At 71.7% G+C, this 18,662-nt stretch carries 14 protein-coding genes; 7 read left to right on the top strand and 7 right to left on the bottom strand.

The window, feature by feature from the left end:
- Nucleotides 1-86 precede the first annotated feature (86 nt).
- Nucleotides 87-1,469: an FAD-binding oxidoreductase gene (locus A6A06_RS27990; RefSeq protein WP_073764407.1), complete on the bottom strand. Its 1,383-nt coding sequence runs from the start codon at nucleotides 1,467-1,469 to the stop codon at nucleotides 87-89.
- Nucleotides 1,466-2,710, bottom strand: a complete 1,245-nt coding sequence (locus tag A6A06_RS27985) for an acyl-CoA dehydrogenase family protein (RefSeq protein ID WP_073764406.1) — start codon at nucleotides 2,708-2,710, stop codon at nucleotides 1,466-1,468. The genes A6A06_RS27990 and A6A06_RS27985 overlap by 4 nt, the downstream gene beginning before the upstream one ends.
- A 199-nt stretch (nucleotides 2,711-2,909) precedes the next feature.
- On the opposite strand from A6A06_RS27985, the gene A6A06_RS27980 reads away from it, so the two are divergent.
- Complete coding sequence (locus A6A06_RS27980; protein ID WP_199931197.1) at nucleotides 2,910-4,247, top strand: condensation domain-containing protein; 1,338 nt, start codon at nucleotides 2,910-2,912, stop codon at nucleotides 4,245-4,247.
- A 209-nt stretch (nucleotides 4,248-4,456) separates the two neighbouring features.
- The gene (locus tag A6A06_RS27975; protein ID WP_073764404.1) at nucleotides 4,457-5,626 is read left to right on the top strand and encodes an LLM class flavin-dependent oxidoreductase; all 1,170 of its coding nucleotides are present in this window, start codon (nucleotides 4,457-4,459) and stop codon (nucleotides 5,624-5,626) included.
- A gap of 229 nt (nucleotides 5,627-5,855) precedes the next feature.
- Here A6A06_RS27975 and A6A06_RS27970 read toward each other — a convergent pair whose 3' ends face one another.
- A complete protein-coding gene (locus A6A06_RS27970; protein ID WP_073764403.1) occupies nucleotides 5,856-7,178 on the bottom strand; it encodes an extracellular solute-binding protein in 1,323 nt (440 codons plus the stop codon).
- Nucleotides 7,179-7,391: 213 nt separating this feature from the next.
- Between A6A06_RS27970 and A6A06_RS27965 the strand changes: the two genes are divergently transcribed.
- Complete coding sequence (locus A6A06_RS27965) at nucleotides 7,392-9,011, top strand: 4-hydroxyphenylacetate 3-hydroxylase family protein (protein WP_242440974.1); 1,620 nt, start codon at nucleotides 7,392-7,394, stop codon at nucleotides 9,009-9,011.
- A 142-nt stretch (nucleotides 9,012-9,153) separates the two neighbouring features.
- Here the strand turns inward: A6A06_RS27965 and A6A06_RS27960 are convergent, their stop codons facing one another.
- Genes A6A06_RS27960 through A6A06_RS27950 form a run of 3 tightly spaced genes read right to left on the bottom strand, consistent with a single transcriptional unit; the run spans nucleotide 9,154 to nucleotide 12,195 of the window.
- Complete coding sequence (locus tag A6A06_RS27960) at nucleotides 9,154-10,308, bottom strand: epoxide hydrolase family protein (protein WP_073764402.1); 1,155 nt, start codon at nucleotides 10,306-10,308, stop codon at nucleotides 9,154-9,156.
- A gap of 28 nt (nucleotides 10,309-10,336) precedes the next feature.
- Entirely contained in the window at nucleotides 10,337-11,758 is a 1,422-nt protein-coding gene (locus A6A06_RS27955; protein WP_073764401.1) for an FAD-dependent oxidoreductase, read from the bottom strand.
- Nucleotides 11,759-11,781: 23 nt separating this feature from the next.
- Nucleotides 11,782-12,195 (bottom strand): SgcJ/EcaC family oxidoreductase, encoded by a 414-nt coding sequence (locus A6A06_RS27950; protein ID WP_073764400.1) that lies wholly within the window; start codon nucleotides 12,193-12,195, stop codon nucleotides 11,782-11,784.
- 229 nt (nucleotides 12,196-12,424) lie between these two features.
- Here A6A06_RS27950 and A6A06_RS27945 point away from each other — a divergent pair, with 229 nt between their 5' ends.
- The 4 genes from A6A06_RS27945 (at nucleotide 12,425) to A6A06_RS27930 (ending at nucleotide 17,676) form a co-directional block, all read left to right on the top strand.
- Complete coding sequence (locus A6A06_RS27945; RefSeq protein WP_073764399.1) at nucleotides 12,425-13,606, top strand: acyl-CoA dehydrogenase family protein; 1,182 nt, start codon at nucleotides 12,425-12,427, stop codon at nucleotides 13,604-13,606.
- Nucleotides 13,607-13,652: 46 nt separating this feature from the next.
- Complete coding sequence (locus A6A06_RS27940; protein WP_073764398.1) at nucleotides 13,653-14,894, top strand: cytochrome P450 family protein; 1,242 nt, start codon at nucleotides 13,653-13,655, stop codon at nucleotides 14,892-14,894.
- Nucleotides 14,895-14,923: 29 nt separating this feature from the next.
- A complete protein-coding gene (locus A6A06_RS27935; RefSeq protein ID WP_073764761.1) occupies nucleotides 14,924-15,940 on the top strand; it encodes an alcohol dehydrogenase catalytic domain-containing protein in 1,017 nt (338 codons plus the stop codon).
- Nucleotides 15,941-16,077: 137 nt separating this feature from the next.
- A complete protein-coding gene (locus A6A06_RS27930) occupies nucleotides 16,078-17,676 on the top strand; it encodes an MFS transporter (RefSeq protein WP_073764759.1) in 1,599 nt (532 codons plus the stop codon).
- 230 nt (nucleotides 17,677-17,906) lie between these two features.
- Here A6A06_RS27930 and A6A06_RS27925 read toward each other — a convergent pair whose 3' ends face one another.
- The gene (locus A6A06_RS27925) at nucleotides 17,907-18,527 is read right to left on the bottom strand and encodes a DUF2306 domain-containing protein (RefSeq protein WP_073764397.1); all 621 of its coding nucleotides are present in this window, start codon (nucleotides 18,525-18,527) and stop codon (nucleotides 17,907-17,909) included.
- Between the last annotated feature and the right edge of the window lie 135 nt (nucleotides 18,528-18,662).

Genomic DNA, 18,662 nt, shown 5'->3' with positions numbered 1-18,662 from the left:
CCGGGGACGCACCGGCCTTCGGCCGCCCGGCACGCGCCTCGGCCCGCCGGGCCTGGTCCTCTCCCGCCGGAAACGAACCGCAGCCGTCAGCGCGCCGATGTCCCGCGCATGACATCGCGCCGGAACACGCCGTCCGGGTCGACGCGCGCCCGGATCCGGTCCACCTCGTGGATCTGCGCCGGCTCCAGGTGGCACTGCGGCTGTTCCGCGGTCTCGACGAAGGTGGGCGCCGTGCGCCCGGTGTCCCAGGGGCGCAGTGCGGTGCGGACACGGCGGTGGTGCGCGGCGACGGCGTTCCGTGCCGCGGGGCCGTCCGCGATTCCCGCGCCGATGTAGGCGAACGACGCGGCCAGGTGATCGAGGACGCCGCCATGTGCGTCCGGCCGCCCCAACGCGGCGCCCAGATGTCGGAGTTCGGCGCTGACCAGTGGTGAGCCGGAGTCGGCTCCCGCGACGTGGAGGAACGCCTCGGCCCCGGTGGGCCCCGGATCCGCCAGCAGCATGTGGTCACCGTGCACCGGCACGGGATCGACCGGGTCCATGTGCACGGCGGGCACTGCCTCCGGTGTGCTGTCCGACCAGGTGTCCAGGAGCGGGTCCGCGACGGCGCGCAGCGGACCGAGGAGACCGGCGGTGACGCGGTGGGCGCGGTCGAGGTCGTCGTCCGGCGCGATGACCACCCCGTCCACTCCGAGTACGGGTCCTTCGGTGAGCGACGGGGGAATGCCCGGTACGGGCGGCAGGTTCATGACGCGCAGTGAAGTCGTTGCCTCTGGCGGGGCGGTCCGGCACCAGCGGAGCCAGGTGGCGAGGAGCTGCCCGGCGTGCTCGGCGGGCCAGAACGCCGTCCCGGCGACGACGCGGCGGATCGGCAGCAGCTCGATCTCCACGGATGTCACGACCCCGAAGCCGCCGCCACCCCCGCGTAGAGCCCACAACAGCTCCTGATCGGAGTCCCGGCCGGCACGCCGGAGCCGCCCGTCCGCGGTGACCAGTTCGATGGCGCGGACCCGGTTGGAGGCGAGGCCGGTGGACCGCCCGTAGAAGCTCACCCCGCCGCGCAGCAGGTAGCCCACCGCACCCACGGTCGGTGACGAGCCGTGCGCGACCGCGAGCCGGTGGGCGGCCGCCTCCGCCACGACCGCCGACCACGGTGTGCCGGCGGGTATGCGGGCGGTACGCCGGAAGGGATCGACCTCGACGTGGCCGAGGGGGGCCACCCGGAGGAGGAGCGCGCCCGCCATGGGACCGGCCGAGCCCGCCGCGTGCCCCGTGGTGTGGACACGCGGACGCAGCCCCTCGGCCTCGGCACGGCCCAGGGCGAGCCGGATGTCGTCCACCGACCGCACGACGACCGCCGCGTCCGGGCGGAGCGGTGCGGCCAGGTTGAAGGCTCGGACCGCCGCCGCGTACGCGTCGCTCCCCGGGCGCGGGAGCGGGGGAGCGGCGCCACCCGCCCCGCCGCTCACGACTGTCCCTCCGCGGGCGCCTTGACGAGGGCCCGCGCCAGTTCCCTGGGCGTCACGGCCGCCAGGAGGACGCCGACCCCCGCGTGACTGTGGAGGGTGGACAGGTCGCGCCAGACCCGTTCGATGCGTTCCCCGTGCCGGACCGCGCTGGACCCAGCTGTCGGGAACAGCCGGCCTTCGACCGCGCTCCAGCACAGCCGGATGGCCTCCCGGCAGATCGCCGCGATGGCCAGGTCCCGGGCCCGGGTGAAGTCGGCGGGCGGCCGGGCGCACAGCCCGCTCCACTGCTGAACGGCGTTCAGCACCGCCGCCTCGGCGGTCGTGACCATCCCCGCCGCCTCGCCGTACCAGAGCTGGTGGTCCGGATCGTCGGCGCGGCACACCGAGGGCATCAGCGTGACCGGGCGCGTCCGCATCAGTTCCGCGTAGGCGTCGAGGGCCCCGCGGGCCATGCCCACGGCCAGCGCGGCGACTTCGAGCAGCATGAAACCGAACTGCGCGCCCCCGTACTCCGGATCGTCGTGCAGGTGCCGGCCGGGTGCCGAGGATGCGTCCGCCTCGCTCATGTGGGTACCGGGCAGGGTGAAACGGTCCGGGATACGGGCGTCGCGCAGGGTGATGCCGTGCGATCCGCTGCCTCTCAGGCCGAGCTGCTGCCCCCAGTCGTCGAGCCGGCGCCACCGGTCACGTGGGGCGATGAACAGCATCGGGGCCTGGCCGCCGTCCTGCCCCGGCACCATGACATGGGCCATGAAGTGGGTGGCGTACGGAGAACCGGAGCAGTACCGCCACGTTCCGCTGATCCTCCAGTGCCCGTCGTCGAGGCGCTCCGCCGAGCCGCCGGGCGTAATGGTGGCCGGGCAGACGAAATCGCCGCCGGCGAATATCTCGGCCTGCGCCGCAGCGTCGAACAGGGAGGCGGCGGGCAGGGCATGGGCCGCCCCGAGGCAGTACATCCATCCGGTGGACGGGCACGCGCGGGCCAGTTCCATCGTGACGCGGAGGAACGTCTCGACGCCGCATTGATAACCGCCGAAGGCGCGCGGAACGAGAATGCGGTAGAACCCGGCGCGGCGGAATTCCTCATGGACGTCCGGCGCGTAGAACGTGCGCCGCTCGGTGTCCGCCTGCCGTTCGACCAGCTTCGGTGCGAGAGCCCTGGCCCGGGCGACGAGCGCGTCCGGGCCGACGCCCGGTTCCGGCGGTGGCGGGGTGGCGGCGACGGCTGATTCCGTGTCCATGGGCGGTTCCTTCGGGCTCGTGGCGAACGGTCGGAACCAGCCTCCCGAGGGCCCGCCCGCAGGGCATCTCGCACCTTGCGGTTGCCGCCCGGAAAGTCGGCACGGTGGAAGTACCGGCCGGTCGGCGAACTCGCTAGCGTCACCCGGCGGTTGAGTTTTCCAGGAATGGGGACCGCGGACGGTCCCGGGGAGGATGCTCGTGAATGTCCCGCTCTCCTTCAATCAGGAATTCATCTGCGGTTTCGACCGCGGGGACCAGGAGGGGCCGTTCGGCCCGCGGTTCCACATCGTCCACGGCTGGCGCCTGCGCGGGGCGCTGGACGGGGAGGCGCTCCGGGCGGCTCTGCTGGACGTCGTCACCCGCCACGAGGCCCTGCGCACCGTCATCGCCCGCGACGAGGACCCGCCGAGCCAGCGGGTGCTCGCGCCGTCGCCGCCCGCACTGGAGGAACGGCATCTGCCCGGACTCGGGGCGGCCGAGCGCACGCGGGCCGTGGAGGACCTGCTGATCGAGGTGGAGTCCGGCGCGGTCAGCGCCCGGCAGCCACCGCTGCTGCGGGCGGTCCTGGCCCGGTTCGACGAAGAGGACGCCCTGCTCGTGCTGGCCGTCCACCACACGGCGGCGGACGGCTGGTCGGTGCGCATCGTCGTACGCGACCTCGCCGAGTGCTACGCGGCGCGCCGGGGACTCGGCGCGTTCCCGCGACCGGTGCGCCAGTACCGCGAGTTCGCCGCCCGGCAACGCGCGGACGCGACGGGTCCGGACGCGCGGCGCGCACTGGAGTTCTGGCGCGACAACCTGCGCGGCGCGTCGGCCGTCTCGGTCCCCGTCGACCACCTCAAGTCCACCGGACGTCCGGAGTCCACCGCGATCCACCGGTTCGCCGTCGGCGCCGACGTGGTGGAATCGGCGCTCGATCTGGCGAGGGCCCACCGCTGTACCCCGTTCATGGTGTTAATGGCGGCCTTCAAGGTGTTTCTGCACCGACGGGAGGGCCTCACCGACCTCGTCGTACCGACGTTCTCGCCCGGACGTGCGGACGAGGACTTCCACGGCACGGTCGGCCTGTTCTTCAACTACCTTCCGGTGCGCACCGAACTGGCCGGCTGCGACAGCTTCCGGGACGTCGTGGAGGGGGTCCGGCGGAGCTGCCTGGCGGCGTACGCGCACGACACCCCGTTCATGCGGGTGGCCGGCGTGGCCGACGGCCTCATGGACCGGACGCTGGAGGACGGGCGCGCGGCGTGGGTGTTCCAGGTCTTCCCGTTCCCGTACCTGCTGGACGGCGAGAAGGCGGGCGGCATCGAGTTCTCCGAGGTGCGCCGGCGGCTGCGGTCGCAGCCCCTGGGGTCGGACGTGCCCAACGGGGCGCTGTGGACGCTGAACCTCGACCCGGCCGGAGACGTGGTCGCGGCCGTCCAGTACAACAGCAACCTCTTCGACGAGAGCACCATCGCCGACGCGGCCCGGGACTACACGCGGGTCCTGCGGGAGGTGGTCCGGAACCCGGACGCCCCGCGGTTCCGGCCGAGTTGAGAGACGCCCGGCAGCACGGCGTCCGGACACGCGACGACGAACCGGGCCGCGGAGTGCCGTCCCGGCGGTCACGGTCATCTCCCCGCCCGTACGAGATTTTCCGCGGTCCGCCCCGGGCAATTCGGAAGATGAGCGGTCAGTTTCCGCGCGCGTACATTACCCGTGAATACGACGAGAACCGTTCCCACGAATTGAGGAGTAACAGCGGCATGAGTGCGATTGGCGACGACCCGGAAATCGTCAAGTTCGTCTACTGGGACAACCTCACATATGCGCCACCGGGCTCGCGCATACCGGAGGAATGGGACCCCGTGCTCGGGGCCCGGCTCTACGAGAGCTATCTCGACCACTGTGCCGAGGCGGAACGGCTCGGTTACGCCGGTGTCAGCATGCCGGAACACTTCGGCCCTTCGTCACCCTGCCCGCACCCGAACATCATCCTCGCCGCGCTCGCCGCGCGGACGACAACGGCTCGTATCGTCTCGGGCGCGAACCTTCCCCTTCTGCACCACCCGATGGAACTCGCCGAGCAGCTCGCCATGGTCGATGTGCTCTCCGGCGGACGACTGGAGGTCGGTCTCGGCCGCATCGGCGACCGTACCGCGCAGGCCCACGCGATGGACCTCGTCAACGGCTGCCTCAACACGGTCGATCACCCGGTGGAGCGGGCCGACCTGACGACATCGTCGGCGACCTTCCTGCCGGACGTGGCGGTCGCCAAGGTCACGGTGTGGCCCCGCCCGGTGCAGAAGCGGGTGCCGATATGGGCCGCGGCGGGCTCGGACGAGTCGTTCGCCGCCGCGGCACGCCGCGGCCTGGGGACCTTCACCGGGCTGAACATCAACCCGTCCGCCGGCGGGCTGACCACCGTCGGTGTGGACGAGATGATCCCGCGCCTGCGGCGGTACATCGAGATCGGCCGGGAAAACGGGCATCATCTGTCGATGGCCAATGTCATGGCGAGCTGTTTCACCGTTGTCGCGGACACCGACCGGGAAGCCGCCGAAATCGTGCGCAGCGGTTTCATCTCACACGTCGAGGCGGCAGCGGGCCACCTCGCCCGGATGGCCGGCGCCGCGCCCGGCGAAAGCCCGCTGGATTCGCCCGAGGCGCGGGAACGCATGGGCATCACCGCGGTGCGTGAAGCGCCGGACGACTTCTTCGTCAAGAATCCGTTCGCTCTCGTCGGATCGGCCGACACGGTGCGGGAAAAGCTGGACGCGCTGCTGTCCGCCGGCCTGACACGGTTCCTGCTGCTCTGCGGCGGCGTCGGCACGGCACACGACATCGCCTGGCAGTCGGCGACGGCCATGGCCGAGGACGTGGCGCCCGAACTGTTCGCGGCCATGAAGCCCGGCCCCGGCCAGGTGGCCGCCTAGCAGCGCGTGAAGAGGCGCCGAGGGGCCGCCCGGCCGCGGACCGGCGGCCCCTTTCGCCGTGTGGCACACAGCGGGCCCGGCTCTCGCGCACCACGTACGGAGCAGCGGTGCCCGGGGCACGTCGGCGGAGGGGGCGGCGGGCGGAGCGCCAGGGACCGTCCGCGCACGCCGAGGCGGCGCGCCCCGCCCGGGGCGCGCCGCCGTTCTCCGCTTCCCCACCGGCGGCACGTCATCCGACGGAGATCGGACCGCGGACGGTGCGCCCCTCGCAGTAGGCGGTGTAGTGGTCGAGGGTCCGCTGGGCGCGGGCGGTCGCTGCCCGGAAGGCCGTGGCGGGCGCGGCGTCGTCCACGAGCACCTCGTGCATCGCGTCCGTCATGCACTCCTGGATCCCGGCGAACTCCCCGAGCAGCGCCCCCCGCGCCGCCGGCGAGTCCCCCGAGGACGCCAGTTGGTCCACCGCGACCCGCAGGTGCGGGTTGCGGCCGAACCACCCGTCGGCGTCGAGCAGCCGGAAGGAAGCGCCGGTGACGGGGATGAAGCGGGTCCGCTGGTGCCGCTCCGCCGCCGCGTCCGGACGGTGGAGGTACTGCAGGAAGGCGAGTGCACCGTCGCGCGTGGCGTCGTCGAGCCCGTCGGCCAGCCACAGGGCGTCACCGCCGATCACGTTGCCCGTGTACCCGGCCTCGCCGTTGTGGGGGAGCCGGCACGCGCGCACCGAGAAGCCCCCCTCGTGGCCGGCCTGGACCATGCGCTCCGCCTCCACGGAGGTCGTCATGGTGAACGCGACGCGCTGCTCGGCGAATGCCCGGAAGTTGGCGTCCCAGTCGACGGCCCGGCCGCGGTGCAGATACAGGTAGTGCCCGTCGCGGTGCAGCGCCTTCCACCAGTCCACGTACGCCATCAGCTCGTCCGAGACGAGATCGACGGTGTCGGCACGGGCGGAACGCCCGTTGTCGTGGTTGGCCAGCAGGCCGCCCTGCTGCGCGAGGGCCTGCTGGAACATCCAGCCGTGGTTCGGCCAGGAGATCGCCGGACCGCCGCGTGGCGAGACCGCCTTGCACGCCGCCCGGAGTTCCGTCCAGGTCCGCGGCACATCGGTGACGCCGGCGGCGGCCAGCAGGGTGGTGTTGGCGTACATGAGCGTCGTCGAGACCAGCGACGGCATGGCGAGGAGTACGCCGTCCCGTGTGTAGTAGCGGACGGCCGCCGGCGCGAGGTCGTCCAGGACGACCTTTTCGCCGAGGATCTCGTCGCGGCCGCCGATCGCCGGACCGACCGGGGTGAACAGCGGCTCGCCGGACGCCGTCCGCGTGTCCAGTGCCTCCTGGGCCGAGGTGTAGAAGAACTGCGCCAGTACGGGCGGTTCGCCGTGCAGCGCGGCGCGGTGCACCTCCTCGGGAAAGGAGAGCCAGTCGACGGAGCGCACCTCGACCCGGTAACCGGGATGGGCGGCGCGGAACCTGTTTCCCTTCTCCTGTATTTCCTGGGCATGGTCAGGAATGACCGGATAGTGGGGCACCCATACCGTAATGATCCGCTCGGATGTCATGAAGAGCCTTCCTGTGTTCTCCGCTGCCCGACAGCCATCGTCGGCCGCTCGGCAGCCCGGCGGCATCTTCGTCCTTGCCCGTTTCCGCCGGACCGGATCATCGCATTCTCGAAGAAGTACCGGCAGTGCGCCGGTGGGATTCTGGGCGTTCGAACCCGCGACGCACGGAAGTGAGGAGAGTGCCGCATGGCGGAACGCCGCAGCACGCGCCCGATGACCGGTGAAGAGTATCTGGACAGCCTGCGGGACGACCCTCGCGAGATCTATATCTACGGCGACCGCGTCGACGATGTGACGGCGCATCCGGCCTTCCGCAATCCGGCCCGGATGACCGCCCGGCTGTACGACGCGTTGCACGATCCGGAACATCGCGACGAACTCGTCACGCAGACCGACACCGGCAGCGACGGATACACGCACAAATTCTTCACCGTGTCCCGCAGCATCGACGACCTCGTACGGGACCAACGGGCGATTGCGGCGTGGGCGCGTATGGGATACGGGTGGATGGGCCGCAGTCCTGACTACAAGGCGGCCTTCCTGGGCACGTTGGGAGCCAACGCCGACTATTACGGTCCGTTCGCCGACAACGCCCGGCGCTGGTACGCCGAGTCGCAGGAACGGGTGCTGTACTGGAATCACGCGATCGTCCATCCACCGGTGGACCGGAGTCTGCCTCCGGACCAGGTCGAGGACGTGTTCATCCACGCCGAGCGGGAAACCGAAGCGGGTCTCGTCGTCAGTGGCGCCAAGGCGGTCGCGACGGGGTCGGCGCTGGCTCACTACAATTTCATCGCCCACTACGGTCTGCCGATCAAGAAGAGGAATTTCGCCCTGGTGGCGACGGTTCCCATGAGCGCGCCAGGCGTGAAGCTCATCTGCCGGCCCTCGTACGGCTCCACCGCCGCGCTCGCGGGAAGCCCGTTCGACTATCCGCTGTCGTCCCGCCTGGACGAGAACGACGCGATCCTGGTCCTGGACAAGGTGCTCATCCCCTGGGAGAACGTGTTCGTCTACGGGGAAGCGGAGAAGATCAGGCGGTTTTCCGGGGAATCCGGATTCATCGAGCGGTTCACCTTTCACGGCTGCACCCGGCTGGCGGTCAAACTCGACTTCATGGCGGGGCTGCTGTCCAAGGCCCTGGACACGACGGGCAGCAGTGACTTCCGCGGTGTCCAGAGCCGGCTGGGCGAGGTTCTGGCCTGGCGCGACCTGTTCTGGGGGCTCTCCGACGCGGCGGCGCGCAACCCGGTGCCGTGGAAGAACGGGGCGCTCCTGCCGAACCCGCGGTACGGGATGGCCTACCGGTGGTTCATGCAGATCGGCTATCCCCGGATCCGGGAGATCGCGCTGCAGGACGTCGCCAGCGGCCTCATCTACCTCAACTCGTCCGCTCACGATTTCGCCAACCCGGAGATCCGCCCTTATCTGGACCGCTTCATCCGGGGATCGGACGGGGTGGACGCCGTCGAACGGGTCAAACTGATGAAGCTGCTGTGGGACGCCGTCGGAACCGAGTTCGGCGGGCGCCATGAACTCTATGAGCGCAACTACGCGGGCAATCACGAGAACGTGCGGATCGAAGTGCTCCTCAAGCACGCGGCGGACGGCCGGCTCGACGAATTCAAGGGGCTCGTCGACGCGTGCCTGGACGAGTACGGCCTGGACGGCTGGACGGTCCCGGACCTCGACAGCTTCGACGAACTGGGCCGTGCGGGACGCGACCTGGTACACGGCAGGAAACGCGAGAAGCGGCCGCGGGGCGGCAGCGCCACCGCCGGAGGCGGGGCTCCGGAGCCGGAAGCCCCGGACCACGCCGGCGGAGCGGCGTGAAGGGTCCGCCAGCCTGAAGCCGTCAACCCGCCTCCACCCGGAAGCGGCCCCGCAACCAGCAGTTGCGGGGCCGTCTTCGGGCTCGACTCCTGAAGTGGGAGACCCGGCCGGGGGGAGGACCGGCCGGGAGCGCAGGGTCCGGTCAGCGAAGAGCGCGGGCGAAGGCGCGTACGTCGGAGACCAGGAGCTCGGGTTGTTCGAGTGCCGCGAAGTGACCTCCCCGTTCGCACTCCGTCCAGTGCGTCAGCGTCGGCAGGGCCGCCTCGGCGAAGTGCCGTACGGGCCGGACCGCGTCCGCCGGGAACACCGCCACCCCCACGGGTGCGGACAGCGGCCACGGTCCGCCCCAGGTCCGCAAAAAATCCGCGTCGAGGTGGTTCGACTCGTAATACAGCTGGGCGCTGGACCCCGCGGTGGCGGTGAACCAGTAGACGGAGACGTTGGTCAGCAGGGTGTCGCGGTCGATCGCCTCCTCGGGGAACTCCTTCGCGGCCGACCACTCCCTGAACTTCTCCGTGATCCACGCGAGCTGCCCGGCCGGCGAGTCCGTCAGCGCGTAGGCCAGGGTCTGCGGACGCGTCGACTGGATCTTGCGCCAGCCGGCCCCGTCCTGTTCGAAGTGCGCGGCGAACTCCAGTCGCGAGCGGTCGCGTGCGTCCAGGTCCGCGAGGGAGGCGTCAGCCGGGGGAAACGCCGCGAACATGTTGACGTGCACCCCGGCGACCCGCTCCGGGGCGGCCAGCCCGAGCTCCAGCGAGACGGGCATCCCCCAGTCGCCGCCCTGCGCCAGGTACCGCGTGTACCCGAGGCGCTCCATGAGTTCCGCCCACGCCTTCGCCACCCGGCGCACGTCCCACCCCGCATCGCGTATCCGCCCGGAGAAGCCGTAACCCGGGAGCGAAGGGACGACGAGGTGGAAGGCGTCCTCCGGGCGCCCGCCGTGGCGCCGGGGATCGGTGAGGGGGCCGATCACCCGCAGGAACTCGGCGACCGAGCCGGGCCAGCCGTGCGTGACGATCAGGGGCAGGGCATCCGGCTCGGGGGAGCGGACGTGCAGGAAGTGGACGGTGCTGCCGTCGATCCCCGTCACATACTGCGGATACCGGTTCAGACGTGCCTCGGCGGCGCGCCAGTCGAACCCGGTCCGCCAGTACCGGGCCAGTTCGCGGAGGTAGGAGAGCGGCACGCCGCGGTCCCACCCGGTGCCCGGCACCTCGTCGGGCCACCGGGTCGCGTCGAGCCGCCGGTGGAGATCGTCGATGTCGGCCTGTGGCACGGCGATACGGAAGGGGCGCATGCGAAAGCCTTTCCGGGTCCGGCGGTCGTCACGTGTCGGGAGTGTCGGTGGTGGCACCGGAGGCCGCCGGTCCCGCCCCGGCCGCGCGCCGGGAACCGGAGTCCGGCCGCCGCCCGCGGCGCAGGCTGTGGCGCAGCACACGAAGGGCCCGGTGCGGGCTCATGAGCGTGGCCGGCGCGTCCACCAGCCCCGCGACGCGCATGAAGGAGTTGGCCAGCACCGCGTCGTGGACGGCGGCGTCCTGGAGCCGCGCGACGTACGCGTTCGCGAACTTGATCTTCACCGTCCGGCGGCCTTCGACGCCCGCGTAACCGAGGTCAGCGCCCGCCGAGAAGTCCCAGGGCGCGTCCACGGCGCGCGCGAGGTCCCGGAAGTACGCCAGGGCGTCGGGCGCGGAGCCCGCCGCCACGTGGCGGCGGAGCACCAGAGCCTCCTGCGCGGCGACGCTCATGCCCTGCCCGTAGACCGGGTTGAAGCTGCACACGGCGTCGCCCATGACCAGGAACCGCTCCGGGAAACGCGTCAGCCGCTCGTAACGGCGGCGGACGCTCATGGGGAACCGGAACATCACCGGCTCGTCGAGCGGTTCGGCGTCCCGCACCGCGCGGTGGATGTCCGGAACCGGGAGTGTCGCCGCGTACCGCAGGAAACCCTCGGGGTCGGTCGGCGGATGGTCGCCGAGTACGCCGGTGAGCGACAGCTCGACGCAGCCCGCGCGTCCCGGCACGCGGTAGAGCAGCGCACCGCGCGGATGGGCCGGGGTGGCGACCGGGATGATCGCGACATCGGACCCCAGCGGGTCGCCGCGCAGCTCGAAGTGGGCCGTCGTGTACGCCAGGTCGATCTTCACGCGGTCCTCGTCGGGCCGCCGGTAGCCCAGTTCGTCGAGCCACGCGGGCGTCCGTGAGCCCCGTCCCGTGGTGTCGACGACCAGGTCGGCGTCGATTTGCTCGGGTGCGGTGCGGTCGCGGGACTGGACCCGCGCGCCGAGGACGCGGCGCCGGTCCGGGGAGGCCGACAGCCCGACGATGTCGGTGTGCTCGCGGAAGAGTACGTTCGGCAGCGCCTGTACCCGGCCGCGTACATGCGACTCCAGGACGGGACGGGTGGCCGGCACCGAGACGAGTCCGGACCGGCCGGGCCGCAGCCGTCGGCCGTTGAAGTACCAGCGGATGTCACCGTTGAAGTCCCCCGGCTCGGCGCCGGCGGTGCGCAGCTCCGCGGTGAGTCCGGGGAACAGCTCCTCGAGTATCTGCTGGCCGCGGGCGACCAGCCCGTGCGCGTGGCGTCCGTGGGGCACGCCCCGGCGAGGGCCGTCCGCCCCGAGAACCGTGTCCCGGTCCACGACCACGACCTCGCCGAACCGTTCGGAGAGGACCCGCGCCGCCAGCAGGCCCGCCATGCTCGCGCCGAGTACGACGGCACGCGTTCCGGTACGTTGCTCCGTCACTTGTGCACCCTTCGCCGGTCGGGTCAGGACCGTGCGGTGACGGCCGGAGTGTTCTGGTACGCGGCGATGAGCCAGTCACCGGCGCTCCGCACCAGGACCCAGGTGGCGTGGATGGCGTTCTCCTCCGGCAGTTCGGTGGCGCCGGGCGGGATGACGCCGCCCCGGGTCGTCAGTACGGCGGCATCGGCGCCCAACGCCCGAACGTCAACCGGATCGCCGGTCACCCGGGTGCCCTTGAAGGGGCCGGAGAACGCCTCGGTCATGAACGAGCGGATGGCCTGTCGGCCTGCCAAAAACGTTCCGGGGAGGACGAGGGTGGCGTTCTCGGCGAACACGTCCGCGAATGCCTCACCGTCGTTCTGCTGCCATGCGGCGACGATACGCCCGGGTACCGCGAGGACCTTCTCCACGTTCTGTTCCATGGGGTCGGCGGCCATTTTCTCTTCCTTTCCTCGGTAATTGCGACGAACGGAAGACTCGCATGGATCGAAGTGCCGGAGCATCTCCCGAATTGCGGCACCGGGCCGCCCCGGGACACCGGCCGGGCGCCGCAATTCCAAAGATGCCTCCGAGAGACGGCGATAGCACTGTTGTCGACGGCTGAGAACGCCGTGGTGACGGCCGCGGTATGTCCTGCTCGACGCGACTATTCCAACGGAGTGTCCGATGACTCTCACTGCTGTCCCTTCCGGTGCGGAACTCGTGTCCCGCGCGGAGGAGTTGGTCCCGCGGCTCCGCAGCCACGCGGTGTGGATGGAGGAGAACCGCGGGTTGCACGACGACGTGCTGGGCGCCCTGCGCGAATCCGGCCTGCTCCGCATGCGCGTACCGCTCCGGTACGGCGGTTTCGAGTCGGATATGCGGACGACGGTCGGGGTGATTTCCGAACTCGCCCGTGGAGACGCCTCCGTTGCCTGGACGACGGCGGTCTATGCCATCAGCACCTGGATGGCCGGCCTGTTCCCGGACGAGGTGCAGGACGAGATCTTCGCCGATCCGGACGTCCGGATCAGCGGAATCCTGAGCCCCACCGTGCAGGCCGTCCCGGTGGAGGGCGGCGTCGTACTCAACGGCCGGTGGGCGTTCAACAGCGGTGCCGGGCACAGCTCGTGGAACACCTGCGCGGCGGTGCTGGTCGACGGGGACCGGCAGCCACAGCCGGTCATGGTGGCGGTTCCGCTCGCCGACCTCACCGTCGTCGACGACTGGCACACCAGCGGCCTGCGCGGGTCGGGGAGCGTCTCCACCGTGGCCGAGGACGTCTTCGTCCCGGACACCCGGGTGCTGCACATGGGCCCCGTGCTCGCCGGCCGGCACGGTTCGGAGCGGAACTCCGACCGCCCCCTGTGGCGTGCGCCGTTCATGCCGACCGCGTGCGCGACGGTGGGTGCCCCGGCCCTCGGCATGGCGAAGGCCGCGCAGGAGTTCTTCACGGAGCGGCTGCCCGGGCGGAAGATCAGCTACACGGACTACGAGAGTCAGCGCGAGGCACCGCTGACGCATCTGCAACTCGCTGAGGCGGCCCTGCGGACCGACGAGGCCGCGTTCCACGTGTTCCGCGCCGCCGACCTGCTCGACTCCAAGGCGGCGGCGGGCGAGACGTGGACGCTGGAGGAGCGCGCGCGGGTACGCCTCGACCTCGGGGCGGTGTGCCGGCGTTCGCAGGAGGCGGTCGACATCCTCAGCTCGGCGAGCGGCGGCTCGTCCGTCTACACGGACGTCCCCATCCAGCGGATCGAGCGTGACATGCGGACGATGAGCCGTCACGCGATCATCCACCCGAACACGAACCTGGAACTGTACGGACGCATCCTGGCCGGCCTGAACCCCAACACCCTCTACATCTGACCGCGGCCGCCCACGGCCCGCCCATCCACGCTGCCAGGAGGAACCCATGGAAGACCGCGCCCCCGTGGTGATCGACCGCCGCGGTCGGGACATCCACGCCGAGGCCGCCCGGATCCGCGCGCGCGGACCCGTGACCCGCATCGAACTCCCGGGAGGACTCGCCGCCTGGTCGGTGGCGGGCTACGAGGAGGCCCGCAGCGCTCTCGCCGACCCCCGCTTCTCCAAGGACCCCCGCAAGCACTGGCCGCCGCTCGCCGACGGCGAGGTCGCAGAGGACTTCCCCCTCATCGGGTGGGTCCTCATGGACAACCTGACGACCGCGCACGGCGACGACCACCACCGCCTCCGCAAGCTGATCGTCAAAGCCTTCACCCCGCGGCGCGTCGAAGCCATGCGCGCCGGCATCGAGACGGCCACGGCCGAGCTCCTGGACGGGCTGGCCGCCGCCCCCGGCGAGGTGATCGACCTCAAGGAGCGCTTCGCCCACCCCCTGCCGGCCCGCGTCATCTGTGACCTGTTCGGCGTCGCCCCCGGCGACCGGGCCCGCCTGCTCCGCGGCGGCGAGGTGAACGTCGACACCACGGTGGACGCGGCGGACGCGGCGGCGAACGTCGAACAGTGGCACAGGGAGATGCAGGAGTTCGTCGACTCCAAACGGCGCGCGCCCGGCGACGACCTGACGAGCGACCTGATCGCGGCGCGCGACGACGCGGCCCGGCTCAGCGACTCCGAACTGGTCGGTACGCTGCACCTGCTGCTGGCCACCGGGACCGAACCGGTGATGAACCTGATCGCGAACGCGGTGCGCGCGCTGCTCACCGACCCCGAGCAGCTGCGCCTCGTCCGGCAGGGGCGGGTGGCCTGGGACGACGTGATCGAGGAGACCCTGCGGGCCGAGGCGCCGGTCGCCCATCTGCCCTTCAGGTTCGCCACCGAGGACATCGAACTCGGCGGGGTCACCATCGCCCGGGGCGACCCCGTCCTCGTCAACTTCGCGGCGGCCGGGCGCGACCGGGCCGTCCACGGCGCGTCGGCCGACGCCTTCGACGCCACCCGCGAGGACAGGACCCACCTCTCCTTCGGCCACGGAATCCACCGCTGCATCGGCATGCCCCTGGCCCGGATGGAGGCGCGCATCGCCCTGTCGGCGCTGTTCGAACGCTTCCCGGATCTCACGCCGGCCATCGCCCCCGAGGAAATCGAACCGCAGGTCACCTTCATCATGAACGGCGTCCGGCGCCTTCCGGTCCGGCTGACGGCCACCCCCGCACCGGTGACGTCCCGGTGACCACGGCGACGGGAAAGGCGACGACGACCATGAGAGCAGCGGTGATCCCGTATCCGGGTGCCCCGTGGGAACTCCGCGAGGTCCCCATCCCCCGGCCCGGACCGGGCCAGGTCCTGGTCAGAGTCCGCGCCTGCGGGCTCTGCCACAACGACGTCTGGCTGTCGCGGGGCGTCTTCGACTTCCCGGCGGTGAGCCCGGCGGTCATCGGCCACGAGGCGGTGGGCGAGATCGTCGAGACGGGGCCGGGAGCCGACAGCAGAAAACCCGGGGACCGCGTGGGCGTCACCTGGATCCAGGGCACCTGCGGCCGGTGCGCGTCCTGCCGGCGTGGCGCGCCGCTCTCCGGCCGCGCCGGCATGGCCTGCGAGCGGCCGGCCCTGACCGGCATGACCGCACCGGGCGGACACGCGGAGTACGTGGTGGCGAACGCCGCGGGAACGGTGCTGATCCCGGACGGGATCGACGACGTGCAAGCGGCCCCGATGCTGTGCGCCGGGTACACGGCGTGGAGCGCCCTGGCTGCCGCGGCCCCGGCCCCCTCGGAGCGTCTCGCGGTCCTGGGGATCGGCGGCCTGGGACATCTGGCCCTCCAGTTCTCCCGGGCCGGCGGTTTCGAGACGGTGGCGGTCACCCGGTCCCCGGACAAGCACGACCTGGCACGCCGGCTGGGGGCCGACCACGTCGTCGGCGACGGGAGCGGGCTCCGCGACCTCGGCGGGGCGGACGTCGTGCTGGTCACCGGTACCTCGTACCGGGCCGCCTCGGACGCACTGCAGGGACTGCGGGTGGACGGACGGCTCGTACTCGCCACGATCGACCCCGTCGACTCCTTCACGATCGGGCCCGACGTCCCCCTGTGGGCCCGGCGGCAGCGGGTGATCGGAGCGAGCCACGACGGGCCGCAGCTGCTCGCGGAGGCGCTCCAGTTCGTCGCCGCGGGGAAGGTGGCCCCGGTCGTCGAGACGTTCCCGGCCGAGCGGATCAACGAGGCCGTCGACCGGGTGGAGGAAGGGAGCGCCCGGTTCCGTGCGGTCGTGACCTACTGAGGACGGGGCGCGGCTCATCCGGCACTTCCCGGGGCCGGGACGTCGAAACCGGGCGGACGGTTCCGACCCAGTTCCGAAGGGCGCAGCGCACAGCGCCCCCCGTCAGCCGCAACCGGGAAGGAACTGCAATGGAACGCATGGCCGGAGGGTCACCCGCGAAGGCGGGCCGCAAGGAATGGATCGGGCTCGCCGTCCTGGCCCTGCCGACCCTGTTGGTGTCCCTCGACGTGTTCGTCATGCTCCTCGCGCTGCCGAAGCTCAGCACCGCCCTGCACGCCGACGGCGTCGAGCAGCTGTGGATCACGGACATCTACGGGTTCATGCTCGCCGGTTTCCTGATCACCATGGGCACCTTGGGCGACCGGATCGGGCGGCGGAAACTGCTGCTCATCGGTGCCACGGCCTTCAGCGTGGCCTCCTTGGTGTCCGCCTACTCCGTCAACCCGGCGATGCTGATCGCGGCCCGCGCGCTGCTCGGCATCGCCGGCGCGACCCTGGCGCCGTCGACGCTGTCGTTGATCAGCACGATGTTCACCGACGCCAAGCAGCGCGGCACGGCCATCGGCATCTGGATGATGTGCTTCTCCGGGGGCGCCATCATCGGGCCGATCGTCGGCGGCGCGATGCTGGACAGCTACTGGTGGGGCTCCGTGTTCCTCCTTGGCGTGCCCGCGATGGTGCTGCTGCTCGTCCTCGGGCCGATCCTGCTGCCGGAGTACCGCAACCCGGACGCCGGGCGTCTCGACCCGCTGAGCGTCGCCGAGTCCCTGGCCGCCATCATCCCCGTCATCTACGGGCTGAAGGAGATCTCGAACAACGGCTGGAAGCCGTGGCCGGTCGCGGCCGTCGTCGTCGGGCTCGTCGTCGCCGTCTTCTTCGTGCGCCGGCAGCGGCGGCTCGCCCATCCGCTCCTCGACCTGCGGCTGTTCGCGGACCGCTCCTTCAGCACGGCGCTCGGCGGCATGCTCTTCGGCACGATGCTGACGGGTGTGATCATGCTCTTCGTCACCCAGGACCTGGAACTCGCGCACGGCCTCACCCCCCTCCAGGCCGGTCTCTGGATGCTCCCCGCGGTGATCACCAACACCATCAGCTTCGGCGTGTCCCCCCTGGTGGCACGGCGGATCCGGCCGGCCTACGTCATCGGCGGCGGCCTGCTGATCTCGGTGGCCGGCCTGCTCGTGATGGCCTTCATGAACGCGAACGACGATCCCTGGGTGCTGATCCTCGGCTTCGCCCTGGTCTTCCTCGGGGCCGGACCGATGGTCACGCTCGGCGCCGGCCTGGTGATCGGCTCCGCGCCGCCCGAGAAGGCCGGATCGGCCGCGGCCATCAACGAGACGAGCGGTCAGTTCGGTTTCGCCTTCGGCATCGCGGCCCTCGGCACCCTCTCCATCGCGGTCTACCGCGGCGCGGTCACCGACAAGCTGCCCCGCGGGCTTCCGGAGGACGTCGCGGCTGCCGCCCGCGACACCCTGTCGGCCGCCCTGTCGGCGGCCGAGCGGCTCGCCGGCGGGCTCGGGGCGGAGGTGGCGGGGGCGGCGCGCGCGGCCTTCGTCAGCGGACTGAACACCGTGGCCGCCGTGTGCGCCGGCGTTCTCCTGATCGTGGCGGTCCTGGTGGCGGTCCTGCTCCGGCACGTGCCGCCGACGGGACAGGCCGCGGAGGACGGCGGGTCCGGCGCACCGGCCGGCCCGGCGGACGCCGAGGAGGAGCGGGTCGCGGCGGCGGACTGACCCCGCTCCGCGCCCGGCGGGGGCCGCCGGGTGCGGCGCCGGGGTGCCGAGCGTGTGCTCCGCCGTATGCCCGAGGTGGACGCCGGACGTTCGCCGACGGGAACGCCGGACCTACTCCGACGCGACGACGATCACACTCCGGCGCGACGACGAAGCCCGCGGTCCACTGGACCGCGGGCTTCGTCGTCCGGGGGAGGGGGCCGGGAGTCGCCTGCCCGCCTCCGCCGAGGTCACGGAAGGCCGGGCGGTGGTGCGCTGCGCCGGAGCCACCAGTGGGCGACCAGCAGGTTGATGATCCAGCCGAGCCATGAGGATATTTCCAGCAGCGGGAGCACATCGATCCGGAAGCCCGGGATGTAGGCCATGGCTTCGGAGAGCACCCGGCCCCACGACGTGCCGAGGGCCAGGGCGAAGCTGTAGACCATCCACCGCCGGTGGTCGTGGAAGCGGCGCTGCCGGGCGCGGACGTACCCCGCCACCGTGGTGGCGATCCAGAGGGCCGCCATCGTCGCCAGTCCGATCTGCCCCGACGGGGCCTTCGAGAAGGGCAGCAGTACGAGCGCGAGGAGGGCACTGGGAAGCGCGGCGGCGAAGACGTAGAGCCGGCCGCTGATCCGGTGAACGCGCGGATGGAAGCGCCGTACCCCGGGGAGGAGTTGCAGGAAGACGGTGACCATGGACAGGTTCCCGAGCACCACGTGGGCGACCAATACCCCGTAGTGCTCCGGGAACCCCTGGTCGAGCGGGATCCGCGCCTGGTGCGGGTCCCCCGTCGCGTACCGCGGGAAGGCGTGCAGCAAGTTGAAGATCACGAGCACGGCCGCGCCGACGAGCCAGGCGCGGCGCGCCACGCCGCGCGGCGTGGCGGCGGCGCGTGGTGGCGCCGCATCCGGGCCCGCGGCCGCGGGCCGACCAGCACTCCGTATCACGATGAGCTCCGAAGTCGTCGTCCTGTGGTGGTCGTGCGGGAGCCCGCCTCCCGGAGG

This window comes from Streptomyces sp. CB02923 (genome assembly GCF_001905005.1).
Classification (GTDB): Bacteria; Actinomycetota; Actinomycetes; order Streptomycetales; family Streptomycetaceae; genus Streptomyces.
The sequence above is the reverse complement of the archived record's forward strand: the minus strand, read 5'-3'. Positions and strand labels throughout refer to the sequence as shown.